The organism is Bifidobacterium goeldii (genome assembly GCF_003951095.1).
GTDB classification, from domain to species: domain Bacteria; phylum Actinomycetota; class Actinomycetes; order Actinomycetales; family Bifidobacteriaceae; genus Bifidobacterium; species Bifidobacterium goeldii.
Genome location: NZ_QXGL01000002.1, coordinates 140,114 through 163,207 on the forward strand (window position 1 = coordinate 140,114; position 23,094 = coordinate 163,207).

The following is a 23,094-nucleotide window of genomic DNA, read 5'->3' on the forward strand; positions in this document are numbered from 1 at the left end:
CCTATCATTCTGTTCATTCCGTAGATAGCCATTCGCTGGCGATCATGGTGATGTTGTCGTCGGTCATGATGCCGCCGTCGGCGCGGGCATCGAAGATTGCGTCGACCCGCGCGCGGAACGCTGGATATGCAGGGTCCGAGGGCAGTGGACTGTGCGAATGGGAGTCCATGTAGGCACGCCAAGAGTCGCGCGTGTAATGAATCGGGTTCGGGAATCGGCGGATTGCGGGATGGTCGAAGAACTCGGCCGTCGTCTCACGGAAATGCCGACCGCTGACACCAATATCCTGGCTCAGCGCGTCCGTTGACGATGCCGCCGTGCCGCCGTCAGCACCACCAGCAGCAGCCTCGCCGCCAGCACCGATAGTCATCGCCGAGTCGAACGATGTGGCGTTATAGATCGAAACCAGCAGGAATCGTTCACCGCGGCTGATGCGCCGGCATTCGGCGAGAAACGCGTCATGGTCGAACCAATGCAATGCCTGCGCGCACACAATCGCGTCGACGCTGCGATCTGGCAAGGTCGTATGCTCGGCCGTACCGGTCGCGACCGTGATGTTCGCATACGGACGCGCCGCGTCAAGTAGAACACCACGCATGTCCGCATCCGGTTCGACCGCGCACACCGAGCAACTATGTTCGAGCCCGTATCGCGCGATCGGCACGGTGAATTTGCCGGTTCCCGCACCGATATCAGCAATTACCGAACCGTCCGGGATCAACGAACCAATGTACGCGATCGCCGCGCCGGGATAATCGGGGCGCGCATCGGCGTATGCCTGCGCCTTGCCATGAAACAACGTCTGCTGAGGAAGCATCTGCTGGGAAACCATACTCCCAACAGTAGTTCCGCTCCGTTTCCCCAGCAGCGGAACGTTCGCGCCCGTAAGGCATACGCGATTCGATTTGCGTTAGATTAAACTCTAGGCCACATTCGCTGAAACTCTTCGTTCAGCATCGCGTATTCCAACTCATCTTCCCAATGCGTTCCGGCGTCACCCACATATTTCACCTTCTGGACGTAATGAGCCTCCCGGCGAAACCCGCATTTCTCCATCACCTTCCATGATCCGATATTGTTCGGATGGCAAAGCGCGCACACGCGGTGAACCTGCATTACGTCAAAGCAATATTCGAGCAGCAATTTGGTGATTTCTGTGGCATAGCCCTTACCCCACTCAGGCCGCACGAGCAGCCACCCGAGCATCGCGGTATCGTTCTCATAATCCATGTGGATTCGCGCCCGTCCGATTTTTCGCGAATCGGATTTCGCGATCACCGCCATCTCATAATTCACCTGCGGCCGCACGTCCCAATCGGACACCACTTGCCGCACATGATCGCGAATCTCCTCATCCGTCAAACGACCGCACGGCATATACGTCATGATCTCGGGATCTCCGTATAGCGCGGCAATGATATCCTCGTCGTCAAGCGCGAACGGGCGCATCGTGAGACGCTGAGTTTCTATCATCATTCTCAATCTTCCTTATATGCAGAATCGTTTTCGGGTTCCATATTCCCACGTATCGAGAAGTCAAGTCGCGCATGACGCAAAAGCCTTTGCAGAAGCGAACTAATGGAGAGAATGCCAAGAAGTGCAACCGGACGCTGCTCGGGGCTCAATCCATTCAGCACTTACTCCCCCACGTCGCTTACTCCCACACGTCGAGGCGACGGTTTTTGTAGAAGAATTCGCGGTCTTTTTCGCCGATTTCGCGCACGGCCTTGCACGGCACGCCGTAGGCGACCGTGTTCGCAGGGATGTCGTGGCTGACGACCGAGCCGGCGCCGATCACGCAGTTGTCGCCGATGGTGACCCCCGGCAGGATGGTGACGTTCGCGCCGACCCACACGTTGCGGCCGATCGTGACCGGAATGCAGTACGTGTAGTGATGCTCGCGCAAGATCGGCAGGACCGGGTGGCCGGCGGTGGCGATGACCACGTTCGGACCGAACATGCAATAGTCACCGATAGTGATGTCAGCGTCGTCAACACAAGTGAAGTTCACGTTGCAGTAGATGCCTTTGCCCATGTGCACATGATGGAATCCCCAGTTCGCGTGGGCGGGCGTCTCGACGTGACACCCCTCGCCGATCTCGGCGAACATTTCTTTGAGGAGCTTCTGTTTACCGGCCGTATCGGTCGGGTGCGTCTGGTTGAACTCCCACAGTTTTTCCTGATATTCGAGCTGGCCGTCCATGATGTTCGGGTCGTCGTAGTGGTACGGCAGCTGTGCCGTGCGCCGCTCAGCATTGGTGAGTTCACTCATGCCAATACACCTTTCTACATATCCGCAAATCCCAATAATCACAAGCATGTTTGCGTTATCATTCTAGCACTGAGCCACATGCTATTCATGCGGAAGATTCCCCTGTCACACACCATCACAGCAGCACAATACGGACATGTGACCATATCGCGGACATCAACACAACCACCATGTGACCACCCGGCAGCAACACTGGCATAAAGACAACGCACAGTGCTACGGTGTGGTGCCAACAGCACAGTGATCGCCCACGATCCACAAGACCGACGATGCGCGTTCACCGTGAAGCCGTCTCGCGAACATCGCCGAAACACATCGGTCATCGCATACGGCATAAAGATCGACACATCGCATCAATCCATCAAGGAACAATCATGAAATACACCGTGATCGGCGCAGGCGCAATGGGCCTGCGTTACGGCATTTTGCTACAGGAACACACCAACGCGCACGTGGACTTTATCGACGCTTGGCAGCCGAATATCGACAAGATTCGCGAGCAGGGCGGCGTGTATGTCAGCCGCGACCATGAGAACCGCCAACTCATCCCGATCAACCTGTACACGCCGGAGGATTACGACGGCGACCCGGACGTGTGGATCATCTTCATGAAGCAGATGCAGCTCGAGGAGATGCTCAAGCGCTGCGCTCACCTGTTCAAGGACCATCAGGTCGCATTCAGCGCGATGAACGGCTGGGGCCACTTCGAGAAGATCGCCCAGTACTTCAGTGAGGACCGCATTTACGGCGGCACTGCGCTCGTTGCCACCGTGCTGAACGGCCCGGGTGACGTGGACTTCATCGGTAAGTCCGGCGCCGGCACAATGCACATGTGCGCAATGACCAACAAGATCACCGATATCGAAAAGGCTATTTTCAAGGACTTCAAGCAGGCCAACCTGAACCCGGAGATCTCGGACGACTTCAAGGGCATGTGCATGGCGAAGATCGTGTTCAACTCTGTAGTGAACACGCTGTGCACGATGTACCAGATCACGATGGGGCAGTTCATCAGCTACCCGGGCGCCCACGATATGGCCATGCAGCTGATCAACGAGGCGTACGATGCGTGCGATCGCGCCGGCATCAAGCTGATCAACACGCGCGCCGAGGAGCTCGAGTCGGTCGATTATGTGAGCCGCATTGGCAACCCGCTGCACTACCCGTCGATGTACCAGGATATGAGCCGCGGCCGTAAGACCGAGGTCGATTACATCAACGGCTACATCGCTAAGCTGGGCCGCGAGAACGATTACGTGTGCCGCACGCACGAGTTCCTTACCCACGGCGTGCACTTGGCGGAGCTGGCGTTCCAGTACCACCACAACGGTGATAAGACGCCGATGCCGACGGCTCAGACCGCCGACGGCGCAGCGGACAAGGCTGAGGAGCTCGCTGCCTGATTTCGATCAGAATGTGTATATCGGTCGATGGTGTGATTGGCATGCGTGAGCGCTTGCTGGTTATGCAATCGGCCGATTCGTATTTGTGCTGTGTTGCGTACACCCGCAGCACTGCAACGCCGCACAGCACAATACAGGGCTTAGTCTTCGCGCAATAGTGCAGATCGCAGCGCACTAGCGCCAGTGAATTGGATCCCAGTCAAGCCTGGCACTGCAGCAGCTGCAGCATCAGCATTGCGCTGTTTATCGTCAACGAATGCGGCATGAGACGGGTCAATATCGAAACGAGATACCGCGCGACGGTAAATTTCCGGATCCGGCTTATGAATACGTTCAGCACTGGAGACGACCACATCGCGCAGCACGCCAAGTGGCGCAAAGAGTTCGCGGGCGGCGTCCACATATTTCACTGTAAAATTCGTTAATCCCCAGCACTGCACGCCAGCCGCGTTCAATTCTTGCAAGAGCGCATCCATGCCGGGAATCATGCCAACAAGCGCTAATCGTTGACGCTCAAAATACGTGCGGAATGCCTGTACTTCAGGCGTTGACGTGAGTGCTGAATCAGATACAGCATGATGGGCAGCATAATCAGCGAGTATGCGCTCCTCGCTCCACCCCAAATCAGACAATTCGTCGTAATGCCAAAATCCGTACGGGTCATCGTAGTCAAATAATCGATCGAGTACGTCTGGCGCGCACACGCCCTCAACAGCAGCGCGCGGCTGCCAGTCGAGCAGCACATCGCAAAAATCAAAAATCACATTGTCATATACACCATGCAAAGCCATGTGCTCACTGTAATCGCGCGCGATCACGACGACATCACAGCAACGTAACACGCACGCTGTCGTAGCACAGCTCCTACTGCCATCATCATGCCGTCAAACGCAATCACCCCAGCATGTTCCGCTCCGTCTTCTGCTCTTTCCCGCTCTCTTGCGCACCACCATCGGCCGGGGTGCGGCTTGCCGTATACTGTTTCGGGCCGTCGCGAAGGCGCGCCACACGGATCCACGCCCATATGCACGCTGCGATCCGCCTCGCAACGACCACTTCAGAGAGCCCGGAGAGAACATGAGCCAATCCGACACTAATACGACGTTGTCGCCGTCTGACCAATCGTCTGCGCAACCATCCGCACAGCCGGAACCCACTGCACGGCAAGAATCCGCTGCACAGCAGGAGCACGCCGACCGCAGTCACACCAAGCATGCGCTGCACACGAATCTTCGGCGCGGTATGGAATCGCGCCATTTGCAGATGATCTCACTCGGCGGCGTGATCGGCACCGGCCTGTTTTTAAGCTCCGGCTACACCATTCAGCAAGCGGGCCCGATCGGCACCATTCTCGCGTACGCGATCGGCGCAGTCATCGTGTATTTGGTCATGCTCACGCTGGGCGAACTGTCGGTAGCAATGCCGGTTACCGGCTCATTCCACGTGTATGCGGAACAGTTCATTGGCCCCGGCACTGGCTTCGTCATCGCTATCCAATATTGGCTTACGTGGACGGTTGCGCTCGGCTCCGAATTCACAGCCGCGGGCTTGCTGATGCAACGCTGGTTCCCGCATACGCCCACTTGGATATGGTCAGCGGCCTGTATTGTGCTGATTTTTACGCTCAATGCACTGTCAGTTCGGTTTTTTGCTGAAGCCGAATTCTGGTTTGCTTCGATTAAAGTGTTCGCAATTTGCGCTTTTATTGGCATCGGTTTGCTGGCGATCTTCGGTATTCTGCCAATGGCTGGTTACGATCATGCGCCGCTGTTCGGCAATCTGACCAAAGATGGTATTTTCCCGAACGGTTTCATGCCAGTGTTCGCAACGATTTTGACGGTCAATTTCGCATTCTCTGGCACCGAGCTGATCGGCGTCACTGCCGGTGAGACGCGCGACCCAGAAACCGCTGTACCGAAGGCAATTCATACGACACTGTGGCGTTTGGTGCTGTTTTTCATCGGCTCGATTGTAGTGATGTGCGCACTGATTCCGTGGCGCCAAGCCGGCGTGGGCGAAAGCCCATTCGTGCTCGTGTTTAATTCGATCGGCATTCCGTACGCGGCGGACATTATGAACTTTGTGGTGCTTACCGCCGTGCTTTCCGCCTCAAATTCTGGCCTGTATGCGTCCACGCGCATGGTGTGGTCGATGGGTAACGAGGGCATGATTCCGCGCTGGTTTGCTAAGACGAACCGCCGCGGCGTGCCGATGCTGGCGTTGTGTGCGGCAATGGCTGGCGGCCTGCTCGCGTTGCTGAGCTCTGTGATCGCCGCTTCGACCGTGTACCTGGTGCTGGTTGCACTGTCGGGGCTCTCGGCCGTGGTGGTGTGGATTGCGATCGCTTACTGCCAGATTGTTTTCCGCCGCCGTTGGCTCGCTTCAGGCCACAGTGCTGACGAACTCAAATACCGCACGCCTGGCTACCCGTACACTTCGTGGGCGGCGTTCATTCTGTGCACGGCGTCGTTCCTGCTGGTGTTTTTCGATAAGGAGCAGCGGTTCGCGCTGGGCGCGGAGTTGGTGTTTATTGTGGTGTGTTATGCCGCGTACTTTGGCCAGCGTTGGTGGCGCAAAGCGCATCCGAGCGAGGAGAGCGAGCCGCTGCAGCTGCCATAAGGCGGTTTGTGATCACATTCCACTCTGACAGGACTGCGCATCCGAACGCCCCCTACGGATGCATGTACCCCGCCGAGCATCTAGACTGAAAGGTAGCAGAAACGCGCAGGTCAATTGATCGGGGGCATCATGACAGCGCATCGCATAGCCGTTTGCCGGTTCGGCGTGATCATGCTTCACATCTTCTGGTGGACAACGCTGATCGCCACCGTGGCATTGGTCGCGAGCGCCTTCACCCTGCTCCCCCATTCGTGGCCGCTGTGGACGGGCGCGCTGATCGGCGTGATCGCACTTGAATCGATCATCTTCTGGATCGGTATCATCGCCGTATATCTCACTTCGGTGCAATTGGGCATCAAAATCCGCGTGATCGGATTGCTGTGCGGCTGGATTCCGATCGCCAATCTCATCGCATTGCATCTGATCATTCGTACGGTCGACGCCGAAGTACGTTTTGAATCGGCAAAATTGCGGCTCGACGCGGCGCGCGCTGGCGAGCGCGTATGCGCCACGCAGTACCCGATACTGCTGGTGCACGGCGTGTTTTTCCGCGATACGAAGGCGTTGAACTATTGGGGGCGCATTCCGGCGGAATTGCAGCACAACGGCGCCGTGGTGTTTTACGGCGAGCATCAGTCGGCAGCATCGGTGCCGGATAGCGCGGCTGAGTTGACCGAGCGTATTCGGCAAATCGTTGAGCGCACTGGCTGCAGCAAGGTGAACGTGATCGCTCATTCGAAGGGCGGTTTGGATATGCGTTATGCGATCGCCCGCTGTGGTGCCGCGCGTTGGGTGGCTTCGTTGACGACGATTAATACGCCGCATCGCGGGTGCGGGTTTGCTGACTACCTACTGGAGCATATTCCGATCGCCGCACAGCGCCGCGTGGAGGCTACCTATAATGCGGCAGCCGCGCGTCTGGGAGACGCACATCCTGATTTCATGGCAGCAGTGCATGATCTTACGCAGGCAGGTTGTGCGCGATTGAACGACGAAATCGGCGATGCAGTGCTATTGGACACGGGCGCGCGGGTCGCAGTAGGCGATATCGATCGCGAGTCAGCTCGTGGCGGATCCGTTACTTCAACCGCCGCCACTTCAACCGCCGCCGTTTCGGCTGCTGGCGCTTCGACCGCCGCCACTTCAACCATCGCCGCTTCGGCCACTGTCCCATCTTCTCGCGAACAATCCGCCACGCAATCTCCCACAGCGCCCGCACGCAGCCCATTCGCTGACATCCTGTGCCAAAGCGTCGGTTCGCGTCTCGCGCATGCGACTACCGGCAAGTTCCCGCTCAACTTCACGTATCCATTGGTCAAATGGTTCGATGGCCCCAATGATGGGCTCGTCGCGCAACCCTCGTTCCCATGGGGCGAACGGTTCACTTGGCTGGAGCCAAGCGGCAAACGCGGTATTTCACACGCCGACATGATCGATCTCAACCGAGAAAACATCCCCGGCTTCGACGTGCGCGAATTCTACGTGCAGATCGTCGCCGATCTCAAACACCGCGGCCTGTAAACACAACACAACATTGCCCCCGTTTTTGTACCGTGTTGCGAGTATTGAGGAAGTATGACAGTAAATTCCACTACCATCGTCAAAGAGTTCACAAACCCGCTCAAGGAACCCATTGACGACGATATCAATCTGTTTGATTTTCTCGACCGCCGCGCACACCGCGACCCGCAAGGCTCCACCGTTGAATACAAGGACACTGATGAGAACGGCAAAGACGTTTGGCGTTCGTTCTCAGCTGAGGAGTTCCGCGATCTAGTAATCGCTCTAGGCAAAGGCCTGATTGGCCTGGGCGTTGAGAAGGGCGACGCCGTTTCCATCGTGTCACATACCCGCTGGGAGTGGACTGCGCTCGATATGGCGATTATGTCAGTGGGCGCGCTGACAGTGCCGGTGTATGAGACGAATTCTGACGCGCAGGTGAAGTGGATTTTCAACGATTCGCAGGTCACCATTGCGTTCGCTGAGGATGATGATCAGCGCGATAAAGTCGAATCCATTCGCAACGAAGTGCCTACACTGCGTAACGTATTCATGATCGAAGCGGGCGCGCTCGATACGCTCAAAGCCTATGGCAAGGACGTGAGCGACGAGACGTTCTGGGCGCGCAAAGCTGAAGCGCATGGCGATGATCTGGCCACCATCGTGTACACGTCTGGTTCTACCGGCACTCCGAAGGGCGTAGAGCTGACGCACCGCAATCTTGCGTTCTTGTGCCTTTCCGCCATGCAATACATGCCGCGCGCGTGCGCTTGGCCGGATCGCCGACTGCTACTGTTCCTGCCATTGAGCCACGTGTTCGCGCGCTTCATGGAACTGCTGAGTTTCTGCGGCACATTGACGCTCGGTTTGAGCTCAAATATGAAAACGATTGTGAAGGACTTCGAATCCTTTGGCCCGACGCTGCTGTTGGCTGTGCCGCGCGTGTTCGAGAAGGTGTATAACGCCGCTTCGCAGCGTGCTGGCAAGGGACTCGCGGGCAAGATGTTCCTGCGTGCGGCTGACGTGGCGCGCGAATGGTCGAAGGCTGAGCAGGCTGGCGAGAAGCTGGCGTGGAATAAGCGTGTGGCGCACGCGTTCTATGAGCGCGTGGTGTATCGCAAGATTCGTACGATTTTCGGCCCGAACGCTGATTTTGCAATCACCGGTGGCGCGCCGATGGATGCTGACCTGTCGCACTTCTTCAATGGCATTGGCATGCCGCTGCTCGAGGGCTATGGCATGACCGAAACCTGCGGCCCCGTGTGCGTGAGCCTGCCGGAGAACAATCGCATCGGCACGATCGGCATGCCAATGAGCGGCGTGACGGCTGGCATTGCGGACGATGGCGAGCTGTGCGTGCGCGGGCATCTTGTGTGCCGCGGCTATCACAACAATCCGGAAGTGACCGCCGAACAGATCGTTGACGGCTGGCTGCACACCGGCGATCTGGGCGATATCTCCGAAGACGGTTTCATTTCGATCACCGGCCGCAAGAAGGATCTGATCATCACCGCTGGCGGCAAGAACGTCTCCCCCGGTCTGCTGGAGGCTGCAGTCATGACCTCGCCGGTGGTCAACCAGTGCCTGGTAATCGGCGATCGTAAGCCGTTCGTGGCAGCGTTGGTCACGCTGGACTTGGCGGATGCGAACGCGTGGCTGGTCTCGCAGGGCGCGCAGGCCGAACCTGATCTAGCCGCGTTGGCGAAGAATCCGATCGTGCACGCGGAGGTCGAGCGCGCCATCAACCAAGCGAACGAGGGAGTCTCGCGCGCAGAGTCGATCCGCAAGTTTGAGATTCTGCCCGATGAGTTCACGCAGGATAACGGCATGCTCACCGCGAGCTTGAAGACCCGCCGTGCGCAGATCATCAAGCATTACCAGAATCTCATTGACACCGTCATCTACACTCCGCGCAAAAAGTAACGCCCGCGCAAACACTGATTGTGTGCATAATCGGTTCACCTACAGCTATTATAGGGGGTATGGCAATCAGCCGGTTATGCACACAATCGTGAACACGAACTACACTGGGAGCAGGTGAGAAAGAGGGGATGCAGATGAATTCTTATGACTGGTTTGCGCGCATATCGCATAGCGTGCGCGGCACTATGGCAGCAATCATTGCCGTACTGTTTGCTCTTGCAGCAATGCTGGCTATTGTGCCAGCGAATGAAGCGCGAGCAGACGATAGCGGCGCGCGCATTGACATGTACCGTTTGTACAACATGAGCAGCGGCGAGCACTTCTACACCGGCGACGGTAATGAGAAGAACTCGTTGGTGAACGCCGGTTGGATTTACGAGGGCATTGGTTGGGTGGCCCCGCAGCATTCGAATACGCCGGTGTGGCGTTTGTACAATCCGAACGGCGGCGACCATCACTATACGATCGACACGAACGAGCGCGACGCGCTTGTCGGCCAAGGTTGGCGCAATGAGGGTATCGGCTGGTATTCGTCCGATACGAACCGCAGCTTCCCGCTGTACCGCCAGTACAATCCGAAAGCGCGCACTGGCTCGCATAACTACACCCTGAACGGTAACGAAGTTTCGATGCTGACCAGCCAAGGTTGGCGCGATGAAGGCGTAGCGTGGTATGGCATTGGCGGCGGCAAGGCTGCTCCTCAGCCTCAGTGGATGCGCCCATCTGAAGGTGCTTACCCGTCGTTGGCGAACGTGCCGGGGCTCAATATCGAAGTGTCGCTTGGCGCGCAACGCGTGTATGTCAAGAGTGGTTCGAACACGATTTATACGATGATCGCTTCGACTGGCACGAATAACACTACGCCGCGCGGCATTTTCCACGTGCAGAATCGTGGCATGAACTTCTATAACCCGAGCGAAGGCATGGGCGCAAACTACTGGGTTTCCTGGAAGGATTGGGGCGTGTACCTGTTCCATTCAGTGCCTACCGACGCGAACGGTAACTATATTGTTTCTGAAGCCAATAAGCTGGGTCATCCGGCATCGCACGGTTGCGTGCGTTTGAGCATTCCAGATGCGAAGTGGCTGTATGAGCAGCTTCCTTCCGGTGTGCAGGTGCATATTTACTGATCTGCGCAATGCATACAGTTGCAATTGCAAGCAAGTAGCAAGAAGGGCGTTTCCTCAAGCATTCTTGAGGAAACGCCCTTCTTGCGCATTACCGTCTTGTTGAGCGTCAGACGGTGATCACTTGATCGGCGATACGCATTGCTGATTCGCGGTGAGATACCAGCATGATAGCGTTGTCTTTTTCGCGGGCCAGTGTGTTGATTGATTGCAGGATTACGGCCTCGTTGAGCGCATCCAAGCGGCTCGTTGGCTCGTCGAAGAGGACGAGATCAGCGTTGCGCAGGAATACGCGCGCTAGCCCAATGCGCTGACGTTCGCCTTCGGAGAGTCGATCGCCCAGCTCGCCAACAGGAGTATCGAAACCTGCCGGAAGCGATTCGATAAGATCAAGCACCGAGGCTTTGCGGCACGCGTCGCGTAGCTGGCTGTCTAGCGATTCCTTGGCGATACCAGCCCCGCCATCAGGCAGTGCGATGAGCAGATTATCGCGGATGGTACCGTCGAACAATGCTGTTTCCTGGTTCATCATCGTCTGTACGCGGCGGCGATACTGTGCGTCGATGGCTGGTAGCGGGCGGTCAGAGAACGTGACGCTGCCGGATCGCGGATCCCAATATCGCATGAGCAGCTTGAGCATTGTTGACTTTCCTCGGCCAGATGGTCCTTGCACGCCAAGAACGCCGGATCGCGGTATGGTCAGCGAATAGTCATGCAGCACTGGCGTGGATACGGTTTCACGAGTGTCAACGGTTTCAGTACCGCTATCGTTTGCAGGGTATGCAAACGATACATGATCGAGCGCCATGCCAGTATATGCAGGCTGCTCAGTGCCGCGTTCTACAACTGCTGGCGATTCGTCCATAAGCGCGAAGAGACGACGCGCAGCAGCGAACGTATTCGTCAGGCTTGCTGGTAGGGCGCTCAACGCTAGGGTGGGGCCGAACGAGCTGGCGATCAATACCACAGCAGCTACCGACTGTGCAATATGACCATCCATGCCAGTGAACGCAACAAGCGCTGCGACGGCTGTGAAAGCAAGCACAACAATGATGCCAAGACCTGCGAAGCGACCATTAATACGGCTGAGACGTGCGCGCTGTGCCCACAATTGCTTGGTGCGCGTCACGATATCCGTCACACGCTCCTCACCACATCCGAATCGGATGATCTCGCCAATACCGCGCATACCATCGAGCATTTGATCATCCAGCGCAGCGGAATCCTTACGCAGCTTCGGCCCAATACCGTGCACTGCATGAGCGAACAACGCCGGCAGAACAACGCCGACCGTCACATGCGCGGTGATAAGCACTACAGCCATCCACGGATTGAGCATAAGCAGCGCAATCGCATAGATTACCGTGGTGGTTACCGCAATAACAACGGGCGAAATCGTGTGCGCGAAGAAAATCTCAAGCATCTCCACGTCAGTGGTAATCAACGCAATAAGATCACCCTTGCCTTTGCCATCAAGCTTGGCCGGAGCAAGTCGACGTAGTGCAGCGAATGCCTTGGAACGGAACAAAGCCAACAAGCGGAAAGCCACGTTGTGGTTCATAAATTGTTCGGCGTAGCGCATCACGCCACGCAATAGCGCGCAGATAACCATGCCAATAACGGCTGGCGCAACACCCATGCCCCATACGGTGTGACCGGCGAGCGCAAGGAGTGCAAAGACGCCGAACACGGGTAAGAATGTAGCCGCAAGATGGCCGATAGTGCCAAACGTGCAGGCGGCGATCATGAAGCGGGTAAGCGGTGCTGCTTCACGCAGCATGCGTGGAATCAGGCGGTACTGTGCGGTAGCGGCAGTAGCAGTGTCATCCGCAATGACTACGTGGTCATTATCGGAAACGTATTCATTCGCAGAATCGTTATCATCTGCGGAAGCGTTGTCATGCGCAGGCTTGCTGCTCGTCACCGCAATACTGGCAGTATCAGCGTTCTGACGGCGACCAACGCTTTCAACATCCTGCTGAGCGCGGAACATGCGCGCATATTCGCCGTCTGCAGCCATGAGGCCTTTATGCTTGCCTGCTTCCACGACCTCACCGTGACTGAACACGAGGATCATGTCAGCATTGACAGCGTTTGCCATGCGATGCGTAATCATCAGCACAGTTTTGTGCTTGGCCAGCTCATGAATTGTTGCCAAGATGCGTGCTTCGCTTTCAACGTCAACGCTACTCGTCGCTTCATCAAACACGTAGATGGCACTGTCATGCAGCAATGCGCGCGCGATAGCAATGCGTTGACGCTGACCACCGGAGAGATTTGCCGCATCCGGTTCAATCGTCATATCGAGTCCTGCGGATTGTGCGCGCACAAAATCATCAATACGAGCATCGCGTAGCGCATTCCACAGTTGTTCATCGTTTGCGTCAGGCTGAGCCATCAGCAAGTTGTCACGCAATGTTCCAGCAAACAAATGCGACCGGGCAGAAACTAACGTTACTGCGCGAGTCAATGATTGTGCAGCAATATTGTGCAGTTCATGTTTGCCATGAACGTCAAGCAGGGCAGCAGAACCGGTGTAATCGGGCAATGTGCCGGCGACAATAGCCGCCGCAGTTGATTTGCCAGAACCGGAGACGCCAACAATCGCAGTGAGCTGGCCCGGGTTTGCCATAAAGGAGACGTCGGTAAGCGCTGCACTACTTGATGCTGTTGCTTCTGCGGTAGCATCGTCACTGCTGTTCTTATTGTCCTTGCGGTACGAGTATCCGACTCGTTCGAAGGCGACCGCGAACTGCGAATCGGCCGCCACATCAACATCACCGTGCTTCGGCTCGGGAGCATCCAATAGTGCGAAAATACGTTTAGTTGACGTCATACCGTTCATCGCCACGTGGAAGAACGAGCCGAGTTGACGCAGTGGAATGAAGAAATCAGCCGAAAGCAGTACGATCACCAGTCCGCCAGCGAGCGTGAGCGAACCGGAAGCATACTGCCAAGCAGCCATGCCAATACCAGCCGCCGCGCCACCATACGCTACCGCGTCCATCGCAGTCAGGGAGCGCAGCTGGATTTGCAGCACGCGCATGGTCATCACGCGGAATTCTTCAGCCTTAACATCCATATCGCGCGCGGCACGCTCATCAGCGTCGAAAATCTTCAGCGTCTCCAGGCCTTGCAAATCATCAAGGAACGTGGCACCCAGATCGGTGTATTTGCCCCAGTATTTCTTGAATACGCGAGCAGCGCTCATCGCCACCATGCCAACAATGAGCACAATCAGTGGTGCACACACCAGCAGCACCACGGCTGCGGGCACGTTAACTGGCAGCAGGATTGCGAACAAAGTCAACGGCGCGAGCACAGCGTAAAACAGTTGCGGTAAGAACTGTTCGAAGAAACTTTGAATCTGCTCAATGCCTTCGCCAGCGGACTGTACAACGTCGGCGGTTTTTACGCGCGATGAATACGACGGACCGAGTGCGAGCATTTTTCGATACAGTCGTTCGCGCAGGCTAAGTTTCACGCGTTCAGCGGCTTCGAATCCAAGTCGATTTGAGCCAACGGCAGCCAGATGGCGCACGATCGCGATAACAGCGAATATGCCCAAATACATCAGCAGATCACCTGCGAGCGGCATGGATGCAGTCACAGATGCCGACGTGGAATCTGCAACCGCGGGACCAAGTAGCTTTTCAAAGATGCCGAACCATGCACTGCCAAACGCAGCTGCCGCAGCGTTCGGGTCAATGGCTTTCAGCAGTGTGCCAAGCAGTCCGACCAACGCAACAACGAATGCGGCGTTCGCGATCAGGCTCACCCACATCAGTGCCACTTTGGCGGCGATCAGCCGCCCTATTCCCGGAGCCAGCTGAAATAAGCGTTTATCGAACATTCCCCGTCCCATCCGCCGGCGTCCCGCGCTTATATTCGCAATGCCGACCGACCATCAACACTAACAAGCAACGACTCACTTGGCTAGAGTCCGCTATGCGCTAATTTGTGCCATCACTTCCCTACCCTTACCTTTTTCGTGGTGTAGGAAAGAATGGTAGGGGGAATGAGTGTATACGCATGTGGGCGGGGCACGACGTAATTGCCGTACCCCGCCCACATGGTGTGACGCGCCTACATGCCGATCTATACCCGGTCAGCGATCAGTACCACTGCCAGACCAGACGTTACATCTGGATAGCGTCAGAGTCGCTGGAATAGCTGGATTCCGAGTCGCTTGAGCTAGAACCGCTCGAGGAACCGTTGGAGCTGCTTGAGCCGTTGGAAGAAGAGCCAGAGCCGTCGCTCGAGCCGCTGCCGTCGGATTGACCAGACTGACCGCCGAACTGCTGGCCGCCATTGCCGCCCTGGCCACCGCTCGGCGGCTGGCCCATACCGCCGCCCATGCCGTTACCGTTGCTGTTGCTATTGCCATCCGAAGAGGAGCCGCCAGGCATCTGCATCTGCTGGCTACCGCTCGGGCCTTCATTACCACCGAGTGCGTTAACGGCGAACGCGCCGCCAACACCGCCAATCAGGCCGCATACCAGCGCGACCGCGGCGATAAGACCCCACGTCTTACCAGGCAGACCAGCTTTCAGATCTGACTTGGCTTTAGCCCCGCCCGGCACTGGAACCTGGCCAACCCACTGCCCGTTCTGCGTAGCACTGTACTGCGGATTGCCATACTGCCCATACGGAGTCTGACCGTTCTGCTGGCCCGCGCCAGTGTACGCTTCGCCCGCATACGGCTGCCCATATTGTGCACTCGGCTGCGCGGTGTCCTGCGGCGTATACTGCGGCACAGCTTGCGTTGCAGCCGTTTCAGACGTTGCAGCCGCGTCAGCCGCGGCTGGCGCAGTCGGAACCGTAGCCGTCTCGTTAGCGGCCGGAGCACTGTTGTACGGAGTTTCGTTGGGCTTGTTGTTGTCGATCATGATGAGTCCTTTCAAAAATAACGAGCAAAAAATGTCGGAATGTCGGATAAAGAAGAGCTAGGAGATGAACACTACGAATGTCAGAACATCAGGCCATTGACCAGCTGGTCGACGTGCCGAATTGATCGTCGAAATCGCTGCGATCAATGGTTTCGGTCGCAAGCTCCGTATCAGAGCCCGCTTCAACCGTCGTGGAGTAGGAGCCTGTGACAGTAACCGTCACATCGCTGTCGCCGGAGACGACGGTTTTGCCATTCGCCACAATCGTCACCGTGTTGCCGTCCGAGTCCACAACCTTGCCACCGGACGCGACGTTGAGCGCAGAAATCGTAGTGTTCTTGGTGACCACCCACTTCGACGTGCCGTCGACATTCACGGTGATCGGCGCATCGCTGGTCGAGCCGCTCGCAGCGGAAGCGTTTTCAGTAATCGATGCTGCACCGGTCCATGTGGAGCCTTCGAGCAAATACAGGTCAACCGTGGAAATCGTATCTGCTGTCACGTCACCTTCCAGCGTCTGCGAGCGCCCAGTAAAGCTTACTGTTGCCCCGTTCGAACCGGCCGAACCCCAGTTATTGGAGTCGTTGCCGGATGCGTTGATCAGCGTTGCCTTGCTGGTGTCGAAATCCAACACTGTGTTCGAGAGCACTACGTCGGCGGTGGTGTTCGTGAAGTAGAACATTGAGCCGGACGTGATTGCAGACTTGAGCGTGGAATCCTTCGCTTGGAACGTGGCGTGTTCGCCGGTGGAGCTTTCCGCGTCGCCGGAGGTGGACTGGTAGATGATGACACCGTTGGCGATTGGGTCGGAGCCGGTTTTGCCAGTGTTGATGCTTTCCAGCGTGGAATTATTAATGAGGATGGTGTTGTAGCCTTCCATGCCGGCGATCTGACTGCCGGATGCAGTGCCGGTCACATTGTTGACCTGCACGTCGCCGGTCGAGTAGAGCAGTGGCGAGCCGGAGCCAGCTGTGCTCAGCTCGGAATCGGTGACGGATACGTTGCCGCCACCGCGGTCAGTTGCCACAGTCGCACTATGATCGCCCTGCGTGGTGGCCGTAACCGAGCCGGCGAGAATCGTACCGGAATAGGTGGCATCAAGCGCGCGCGAATTATCAGACGTGGTGCTAATCGTTGTGTCATTGACCAGCGCTGTACCCGAGTCGGTAGCAAATACGCCGTTGGAGCCAGAGCTCGACGCGGTTAGTTTGCTGCCGGAAATAATGGTTTTCGAGTCTTCACCAACGGTCAGCGAAACCGAGTTGGTGCCATAGAAATTGTTGTTGTCGGCGTTATCGGAGTCGCCAGACTTTTTGAGCGTGGCGCCCGTAAGCGTCAGCGTGCCGCCGTTTTGTGCGAGCGCGACGTTCTGGTCGGCATCACTGGCTTCGGTGGTGTCACCATCCGAGGTGACCGTTTTGCCATCGGCAGTGAGCGCTGCAGTGTAGGAGCCGGTGTAATCGTAGCTCATGGTGTTTGCACCGCCGCCGAAGTTGCCGGTGAGCATTTGGCCAGCACCAGCGTTATTCGATGCGCCGAAGCGGCGGACTAACATCATGCCGCCAGCGCCAGCGCATGCGCCACCAGCGAGCGCGATGACGGCGGTGAGGGCGACCAGTCGGCGAGTTGCGATCATTGGGGTGCGCACAGCGGTAGCAGTGCGCGAAGTCTTGGCTGTACCGTGTGGGTGACGGCCGCCAGCCGGAGTGTTGCTTGCGACGGGGTTGGAAGTGTTCCTGTCCATGATCGTCATCCTTTCGTTTGGAATGACTTCATTGAACCGCCGCTATCCTAATGGCTTCTGCACTGCACGGTAAGACTGTCTGTAACCTTTCGACAGGCTTCTTGGAAGTTTCCTGAATGCTTTCTGAACGCGAAAGGCCTTCCGCGAAGGTCGCATGACAATCACAGGTCACGCAACGATCGCGAAAGGCCTCACCATACAGTTCAATGCGTAAGCAAGCAATTCCGCCCGCTTACGCCATGCAGCCGCGCGCTTTACAGTCCGTATACTTCGTGCGCAAACTTCTCCAGCACTGGAATCGAACGCTTCACCTTTTCCGTATCAATGCAGTACGCCATGCGGAAGTAGCCGGGCACGCCGAAGCTCTCAGACGGCACGAGGATCAGGTCATAATCCTTAGCCTTCATGCAGAACGCGGTCGCATCGTCTTCGAGCGCCTTCGGGAAGATGTAGAACGTGCCGCCAGGGCGCACTACGTCGAAGCCAATGCTCGTCAGCGCGTCGTAGAGCAGATTCATGTTCGTCTCATACACGCTCAGGTCGCTCGTCTCGTCGATGATTTTCGCCACGGCGAGCTGCATCGTGGAACTTGGGCAGTTGTGGCCGGTTCCGCGGCTGATCTGGCCGAGCATCGGCACGATCAGTTCAGCGTCGGTAGCGGTGGGGCTTACTGCCACATAGCCGATACGCTCACCCGGCAGGCTGAGCGACTTCGACCATGAGTAGCAGGTCAGCGTGTTGTCGTAGAAGTTTGCCGGGTACGGCTGTTCATCGCCATCGAAAACGATTTCGCGGTACGGCTCGTCGCTAATCAGGAAAATATCGTGACCATATTCAGCCTGGCGCGCGCGCAGCAGGTCGGCGAGACGCTGCAGTGTCGCCGCCGAATACACTGCGCCAGACGGATTGTTCGGCGTGTTGATGAGCACTGCCGCAGTCTGCGGACCGAGCGCGGCTTCAAACGCGTCGAAGTTGATTTGGAAGTTGTCAGTATCAGCCGGCACGACGGTCAGGTAGGCGCCCGTACCGCCTACGTACGGCTGGTATTCCGGGAAGTACGGCGCGAAGGTGATGACCTCATCGCCCGGCTTGGTCACTGCACGCAGCGCGTGAGACAGTGCACCCGCGGCACCCGTGGTCGGGAAAATGTGTGCGGCAGTGTACTGCGTGCCGAAGCGGCGATTGAGGCTGTCAGCGATTGTCGCGCGCACCTCTGGCAAGCCCAGCGAGGGGCTGTATCCATGCAGTTTGACCGGCTCGGCGGTCTCATACATGTCGATTACGGTTTTGGTGAAGTCGGGCGGGCACGGCACGCTCGGGTTGCCGAGCGAGTAGTCGAACACGTTGTCGTAGCCGATTTCAGCGCCACGCGCGGTCGCGTATTCGCTCAGGGTGCGAATCACTGATTTGCCGCCGAGCATCGCCTTGTATGTTTCGTTGATCATGGAACAACCTCCCCGTTGCGTATGGTTCGTTTCTACCACTTGGCGAGCACAACCGCGCGATATTGACCACCACATCGTGAATAATAGACAACGCGACTAATTACTATGTGTTTGTACGCGCGCAACGGTTGCAACTCGATCGTTGCTACAGCGCGTGAACTCGTGCGAAAGGAGCTGTGCCATGCCCAGGCCACGTCGGGATTCAGAGATCCTGCCCGCGAAGGATCGTCTCGAAAACGCGTTTTGGGAGCTGCTTGCCGACCGCGAATATCGCAAAATCACCGTTACCGACGTGGTGCATGAGGCGAAGGTGAACCGCAATTCGTTCTACTATCATTTCGCTGATTTGCCGGAGTTGGCTGACTCTGCGATTATGCACGCGGTGGCAGATACCACTGCTCCGCCTGTGGATACTACCGACCTTGACCCGGATGACGAATGGCGGCGGCGCTGTACAGAACTACTAGGCAACCCTCAACAACGGCAGCGGCTCGACCGACTGGCATTGATCGCCGGCCAGCACAGCTCCCCCGAATTGGTTGATTCGTTGAAGGATTTTGGCCGCTTGACGCTGATTAGAGACTTGCAGCTTGACCCTGATCATTTGGATTTAAAAAACGATTTGATGATCGACTTTACCGTTGGCGGTATGTTAGCGATTTTGCGCCGCTGGCCAGAATTGCAGGCGAGTATTTCTGTAGAAGACTTGCTTAATGAGGATGTGGCTGTGCTGGCGATGAGCGTGTACCTGTCACTGTCCAAAGAAAACATGCTGGAATATTGGAAGCGTATCTTCAGAAACGACATTCATAATCAGCACGAACGCGCGTAATCACACCGCGCAGCAAGACTGATCGATGCATATTCACCATACGGAGGCACTTGTGGACACGATGGAACCTCTGCTGCAATGGCTGCAAACCAACGCCAGCAGAATCATTTTTCTGATTGTCACGCTGGCTGCGGCAGCGCTTATCGTCAAGGGGTTGAGCCGCCTGCTGCGTAAGGTGTTGGACCGTTCTGATATGCCGAGCGCGTCGATTTTCATCAACATTATGCGCGTGCTGGTATGGGTGTTGGCTGCGGCGATTGTACTCAAACCGGTGTTTGGTATTGACCCGACGACGTTGATGACTGCGCTTGGCGTTGGCGGTATTGCAGTGTCGCTGGGTCTCAAAGACACGGTTGCAAACGTGATTAGCGGCTTCGGCTTGATGCTCGGCAAAGTGATTCAGCCAGGGGACTTGATTTCGGTTGCGGGTACGACTGGCGTGGTGAAGGATATTACGTGGCGGCAAACAGTGGTGCGCGAGCGCAGCGGCAATGAGATGGTGATTCCAAATTCGGTGCTGAATACTGCATCGTTGGAGAAACTCACGCCGATTAACGAGGGTTTGGTGACGATGGATTTCACTGCGCGCGCTGGCAGTGACCCGACTGCAGTGACTGAGGCCGCGACGACAGCGATTGCGCAGGCGACGGCTGATTTGGCGCAACCTGGCACCAAGCCGCTGGTGAAGCTTACGGGGTTCTCACCGTACGGCTTGGAATGCCAAGCGTTGGCGTTTACGCGTGATGGCGTGCTGCTTTCGACGATGCGCGATGCGATGGCGCGAGCGATCGCCGACGCTGACTTCCTTGAGCAGCGCGCGGCGATCGGCGAGTAGACGACAAGCGGAGCTGTTCGGAATGATTGTGGTGACGCTCCCCCAGTCGCGCTAGACGCGCGACAGCCCCCTCAGCCGAGGGGGCTAGGCTGCCGCACCCTTCCAATCACGTGCTTCTTCCCTCAGCTCCCCTTGTCAGGCTGAGCCGTGAAGACACGGGCTTGTATCGCTCCAACGCCAACGACCGCATCAGCGAATGATGAACGTGCGGGCAGAGAGATCGCCAGCAGGCGTGTCGACCGTGAGCGTTGCTGAATCAGCGTTCCATGACCAGTGCCAATCGGCGATCCGACTATCGGATGGCACAGCACCCGCCGAGACGGCACCATCCGCATCAGTCGCCACACCACTGCCCGCTCCTGCGGTATCGTCGCCATCCCCGAACACCGGGAACAGTAGTTGCGCATTAGACCGAGCATCGTCGCCGTACGCCTTGCACTGCACACTCTCGGGCACGCGCAATTCTAGCCGTTGCGATTCGCCGCCACGCGCCCACAAGGTAATCACATCTGCGTCAGCACCATGCAAGCCTAACGTGACTACGGGGTCGCGCCAGCCGGGTAGCCCAGTGGGCCAGAACGGTACTGCTGCGGTTTGAATCGGGCGTACTACATCGCAGTATGTGGCGATCGCGCGCGCAACCATATCGATCTGCCACGGTTCGAACGTGTTCACATACCCAGAGAGGAAGAAGTGGCCGAGCAGCGAGTTCGTCAGCGCGAATGCGAATCGCTCAGCATCCATGCCATGCTCTGGGTATGCCCAGTTGCCTGCTTGTTCGGGCAGCATGGTGAACGGCGCTGCGGACGCGATTGTCGGGTAGATGCGGAAATCTTCCTGATCGGAGGTAGACAGTAATTCGAATCGGCGCGATTGCGCGAAATCAGTGCGCATGCCGCCTGACGAGCAGCTTTCCAACTGCAATTCGGGGTGGCGAACGTGCAGGTCATGAATCCAACGCAGATACGCACGATTATGTTCAAGCAAGCCGTCGCCAGGCCCGTCAGAGCCGGCATCGGTACCAGGGCCGGGCATGATGTTGTAGTCGAATTTGAAGTATCCGATGCCGTACTCGTTGATCAACCGGTCCACGATCGTGTTCATATGCTCGATCACTAGCGGATTGCGGAAGTCAAGATGGTAGCGCTGCTGTTCCGCAACGCGCGCGCCTCGATGCAGGAAAAACGCGTCATCAGGCAGCTCGTGAGCCACCGGGCTAAGTACGCCTACGACTTCGGGCTCCATCCAAAGCCCTGGAATCATGCCGTTTTCGCGGATGATATCAATCGTGTGCTTTAAGCCGGAGGGGAATCGCGTGGCGGACGGCTCCCAAGCGCCGACCGACGGCCACCAGTCGCCGGTATCGTCATACCAGCCGGCGTCAATGCAGAATACTTCGGCACCGACTTGTGCAGCTCCGCGAATCAGCGGCTCGAGTTTCGCTTCGGTCGGGTCGCCGTTAAGCGTGTTCATGTAATCGTTGAAGATGAGCTTCGGGCGCGCAATGTCACTGACCGGATCGTGCAATGCACGACGATAGTGGGTCATCGCAGCTGCGGCCGCATCAAAAGAATCGCTCAACGTTACCGAAACCGGCACGCTGGTGAACCACTCCCCCGCGTCCAGCACTTTTGTCCAACCGTGGTGGCGCCAGTCGGGGCCGGAAAGCGCGAAGTATCCGTCGCGCAAATCCTCGCCAATCTCCCAAATCCATGCGCCATTGTGTTCGATCTGGAACATCCACGCCATGCCGCGATCCTCGGAGCGCAACATGCCAATCGGCGAGGAAGCACCCGTAGAGAACGTGCTGTCACCGATGACCTTGTAGGAACCCTGTTGGTCGCGATGTTTGAGCTTCGGCCCGACTTCGGGGCACAAATCACGCACAGCGGCCCACGTCCAACGGCCTTCGGCAAGCCAGTCGTTGCGGCATTGCAGCAGTGACCAGCCGTGTACGCCTGGCTGCGCGCCGCCGTCTGCGAGCGCACGCGCGCTATCAGCCGAGGGCACGCCGAACGATAATGCGAGCGGAACGACTGATTCCAGTACGAGCGGCGTTTCCGACAGGTTAGTGACAGTGGCCGTGACCTGCACAACCGCGCAGTCAGTGGGCAGTAGAAACTCCTGCTTGACTTCGAGCGTCTCATCAACGTCGTGACTGATGATCGTGAGGTGATCGCCAGTCTGATCATGCAGCTGACTCGTCTCACGCACGCGCAATGATGCGCCAATGCTGGTTTGTACTAGGCGATTGTTGCAAATTGCGTGGCCTGTGCCGCGCCCGGATGCCATGATGTCCACCATGGGAATGTGGTATGGCAGTTGCGCGCATACCGCCTGCCCTGCAACATCGCCGCTTACGCGAACGCCAGCAAGGCAGGCTGGATGCTCCTCGTCATAGGCGATCGTCAGGGTCACGGCTTTGTTACCCCACGTCAGTTCTGTCATCGTTGATACTCCTGTTCGTTCTACGCCGCTTCGCTCCACACCATCGTTGGCGTGATT

At 57.3% G+C, this 23,094-nt stretch carries 16 protein-coding genes; 7 read left to right on the plus strand and 9 right to left on the minus strand.

Annotated elements, in window-relative coordinates; all coding sequences use genetic code 11:
• Nucleotides 1–13 precede the first annotated feature (13 nt).
• From D2E25_RS04250 to D2E25_RS04260, 3 genes are all read right to left on the minus strand, one after another.
• Nucleotides 14–832 carry a class I SAM-dependent methyltransferase gene (locus D2E25_RS04250; protein WP_125980127.1) on the minus strand — a complete coding sequence of 273 codons (819 nt, stop codon included), beginning with the start codon at nt 830–832 and terminating at the stop codon, nt 14–16.
• Nucleotides 833–915: 83 nt separating this feature from the next.
• On the minus strand, nt 916–1,476 hold the full coding sequence (locus D2E25_RS04255) for a GNAT family N-acetyltransferase (RefSeq protein ID WP_206430731.1): 561 nt from the start codon (nt 1,474–1,476) through the stop codon (nt 916–918).
• Between the two features lie 178 nt (nt 1,477–1,654).
• Nucleotides 1,655–2,272: a sugar O-acetyltransferase gene (locus tag D2E25_RS04260; RefSeq protein WP_125980129.1), complete on the minus strand. Its 618-nt coding sequence runs from the start codon at nt 2,270–2,272 to the stop codon at nt 1,655–1,657.
• 374 nt (nt 2,273–2,646) lie between these two features.
• Here D2E25_RS04260 and D2E25_RS04265 point away from each other — a divergent pair, with 374 nt between their 5' ends.
• Nucleotides 2,647–3,675: a ketopantoate reductase family protein gene (locus D2E25_RS04265; RefSeq protein ID WP_125980131.1), complete on the plus strand. Its 1,029-nt coding sequence runs from the start codon at nt 2,647–2,649 to the stop codon at nt 3,673–3,675.
• A 140-nt stretch (nt 3,676–3,815) separates the two neighbouring features.
• On the opposite strand, the gene D2E25_RS04270 is transcribed toward D2E25_RS04265, so the two are convergent.
• Entirely contained in the window at nt 3,816–4,466 is a 651-nt protein-coding gene (locus D2E25_RS04270; RefSeq protein WP_125980133.1) for an HAD-IA family hydrolase, read from the minus strand.
• 286 nt (nt 4,467–4,752) lie between these two features.
• Between D2E25_RS04270 and D2E25_RS04275 the strand changes: the two genes are divergently transcribed.
• The 4 genes from D2E25_RS04275 to D2E25_RS04295 all read left to right on the plus strand — a co-directional run bounded on the left by D2E25_RS04275 (nt 4,753) and on the right by D2E25_RS04295 (nt 10,847).
• On the plus strand, nt 4,753–6,294 hold the full coding sequence (locus D2E25_RS04275) for an amino acid permease (protein WP_125980135.1): 1,542 nt from the start codon (nt 4,753–4,755) through the stop codon (nt 6,292–6,294).
• 129 nt (nt 6,295–6,423) lie between these two features.
• Nucleotides 6,424–7,815, plus strand: a complete 1,392-nt coding sequence (locus D2E25_RS10655; protein ID WP_420897324.1) for an esterase/lipase family protein — start codon at nt 6,424–6,426, stop codon at nt 7,813–7,815.
• A gap of 54 nt (nt 7,816–7,869) precedes the next feature.
• Nucleotides 7,870–9,717: an AMP-dependent synthetase/ligase gene (locus D2E25_RS04290; protein ID WP_125980137.1), complete on the plus strand. Its 1,848-nt coding sequence runs from the start codon at nt 7,870–7,872 to the stop codon at nt 9,715–9,717.
• Between the two features lie 134 nt (nt 9,718–9,851).
• Nucleotides 9,852–10,847: a L,D-transpeptidase family protein gene (locus tag D2E25_RS04295; RefSeq protein WP_241217004.1), complete on the plus strand. Its 996-nt coding sequence runs from the start codon at nt 9,852–9,854 to the stop codon at nt 10,845–10,847.
• A 106-nt stretch (nt 10,848–10,953) separates the two neighbouring features.
• On the opposite strand, the gene D2E25_RS04300 is transcribed toward D2E25_RS04295, so the two are convergent.
• The 4 genes from D2E25_RS04300 to D2E25_RS04315 form a co-directional block, all read right to left on the minus strand.
• Entirely contained in the window at nt 10,954–14,697 is a 3,744-nt protein-coding gene (locus tag D2E25_RS04300; protein ID WP_125980139.1) for a thiol reductant ABC exporter subunit CydD/CydC, read from the minus strand.
• 286 nt (nt 14,698–14,983) lie between these two features.
• Nucleotides 14,984–15,733 carry a hypothetical protein gene (locus D2E25_RS10660; RefSeq protein WP_241217005.1) on the minus strand — a complete coding sequence of 250 codons (750 nt, stop codon included), beginning with the start codon at nt 15,731–15,733 and terminating at the stop codon, nt 14,984–14,986.
• 88 nt (nt 15,734–15,821) lie between these two features.
• On the minus strand, nt 15,822–17,477 hold the full coding sequence (locus D2E25_RS04310) for a beta strand repeat-containing protein (RefSeq protein WP_241217006.1): 1,656 nt from the start codon (nt 17,475–17,477) through the stop codon (nt 15,822–15,824).
• Nucleotides 17,478–17,731: 254 nt separating this feature from the next.
• Nucleotides 17,732–18,922, minus strand: coding sequence for a pyridoxal phosphate-dependent aminotransferase (locus D2E25_RS04315; protein WP_125980141.1), 1,191 nt, complete (start codon nt 18,920–18,922; stop codon nt 17,732–17,734).
• 181 nt (nt 18,923–19,103) lie between these two features.
• Here D2E25_RS04315 and D2E25_RS04320 point away from each other — a divergent pair, with 181 nt between their 5' ends.
• Together D2E25_RS04320 and D2E25_RS04325 are read left to right on the plus strand one after the other, a co-directional pair.
• Entirely contained in the window at nt 19,104–19,754 is a 651-nt protein-coding gene (locus tag D2E25_RS04320; protein ID WP_125980143.1) for a TetR/AcrR family transcriptional regulator, read from the plus strand.
• Nucleotides 19,755–19,815: 61 nt separating this feature from the next.
• Nucleotides 19,816–20,589: a mechanosensitive ion channel family protein gene (locus tag D2E25_RS04325; protein WP_125980500.1), complete on the plus strand. Its 774-nt coding sequence runs from the start codon at nt 19,816–19,818 to the stop codon at nt 20,587–20,589.
• Between the two features lie 189 nt (nt 20,590–20,778).
• On the opposite strand, the gene D2E25_RS04330 is transcribed toward D2E25_RS04325, so the two are convergent.
• Entirely contained in the window at nt 20,779–23,037 is a 2,259-nt protein-coding gene (locus D2E25_RS04330) for a glycoside hydrolase family 36 protein (RefSeq protein ID WP_125980145.1), read from the minus strand.
• Nucleotides 23,038–23,094: the final 57 nt, after the last annotated feature.

Excerpts from the sequence above, each read along its gene's own strand:
- D2E25_RS04325 (WP_125980500.1), top strand. The coding sequence starts at position 19,816 with ATGGAACCTCTGCTGCAATGGCTGCAAACCAACGCCAGCAGAATCATT.
- D2E25_RS10655 (WP_420897324.1), top strand. The coding sequence starts at position 6,424 with ATGACAGCGCATCGCATAGCCGTTTGCCGGTTCGGCGTGATCATGCTT.
- D2E25_RS04260 (WP_125980129.1), bottom strand. The coding sequence starts at position 2,272 with ATGAGTGAACTCACCAATGCTGAGCGGCGCACGGCACAGCTGCCGTAC.
- D2E25_RS04330 (WP_125980145.1), bottom strand. The coding sequence starts at position 23,037 with ATGACAGAACTGACGTGGGGTAACAAAGCCGTGACCCTGACGATCGCC.
- D2E25_RS04275 (WP_125980135.1), top strand. The coding sequence starts at position 4,753 with ATGAGCCAATCCGACACTAATACGACGTTGTCGCCGTCTGACCAATCG.
- D2E25_RS04255 (WP_206430731.1), bottom strand. The coding sequence starts at position 1,476 with ATGATGATAGAAACTCAGCGTCTCACGATGCGCCCGTTCGCGCTTGAC.
- D2E25_RS04265 (WP_125980131.1), top strand. The coding sequence starts at position 2,647 with ATGAAATACACCGTGATCGGCGCAGGCGCAATGGGCCTGCGTTACGGC.
- D2E25_RS04250 (WP_125980127.1), bottom strand. The coding sequence starts at position 832 with ATGGTTTCCCAGCAGATGCTTCCTCAGCAGACGTTGTTTCATGGCAAG.
- D2E25_RS04295 (WP_241217004.1), top strand. The coding sequence starts at position 9,852 with ATGAATTCTTATGACTGGTTTGCGCGCATATCGCATAGCGTGCGCGGC.
- D2E25_RS04315 (WP_125980141.1), bottom strand. The coding sequence starts at position 18,922 with ATGATCAACGAAACATACAAGGCGATGCTCGGCGGCAAATCAGTGATT.
- D2E25_RS04290 (WP_125980137.1), top strand. The coding sequence starts at position 7,870 with ATGACAGTAAATTCCACTACCATCGTCAAAGAGTTCACAAACCCGCTC.
- D2E25_RS04320 (WP_125980143.1), top strand. The coding sequence starts at position 19,104 with ATGCCCAGGCCACGTCGGGATTCAGAGATCCTGCCCGCGAAGGATCGT.
- D2E25_RS04300 (WP_125980139.1), bottom strand. The coding sequence starts at position 14,697 with ATGTTCGATAAACGCTTATTTCAGCTGGCTCCGGGAATAGGGCGGCTG.
- D2E25_RS04270 (WP_125980133.1), bottom strand. The coding sequence starts at position 4,466 with ATGGCTTTGCATGGTGTATATGACAATGTGATTTTTGATTTTTGCGAT.
- D2E25_RS04310 (WP_241217006.1), bottom strand. The coding sequence starts at position 17,477 with ATGGACAGGAACACTTCCAACCCCGTCGCAAGCAACACTCCGGCTGGC.
- D2E25_RS10660 (WP_241217005.1), bottom strand. The coding sequence starts at position 15,733 with ATGATCGACAACAACAAGCCCAACGAAACTCCGTACAACAGTGCTCCG.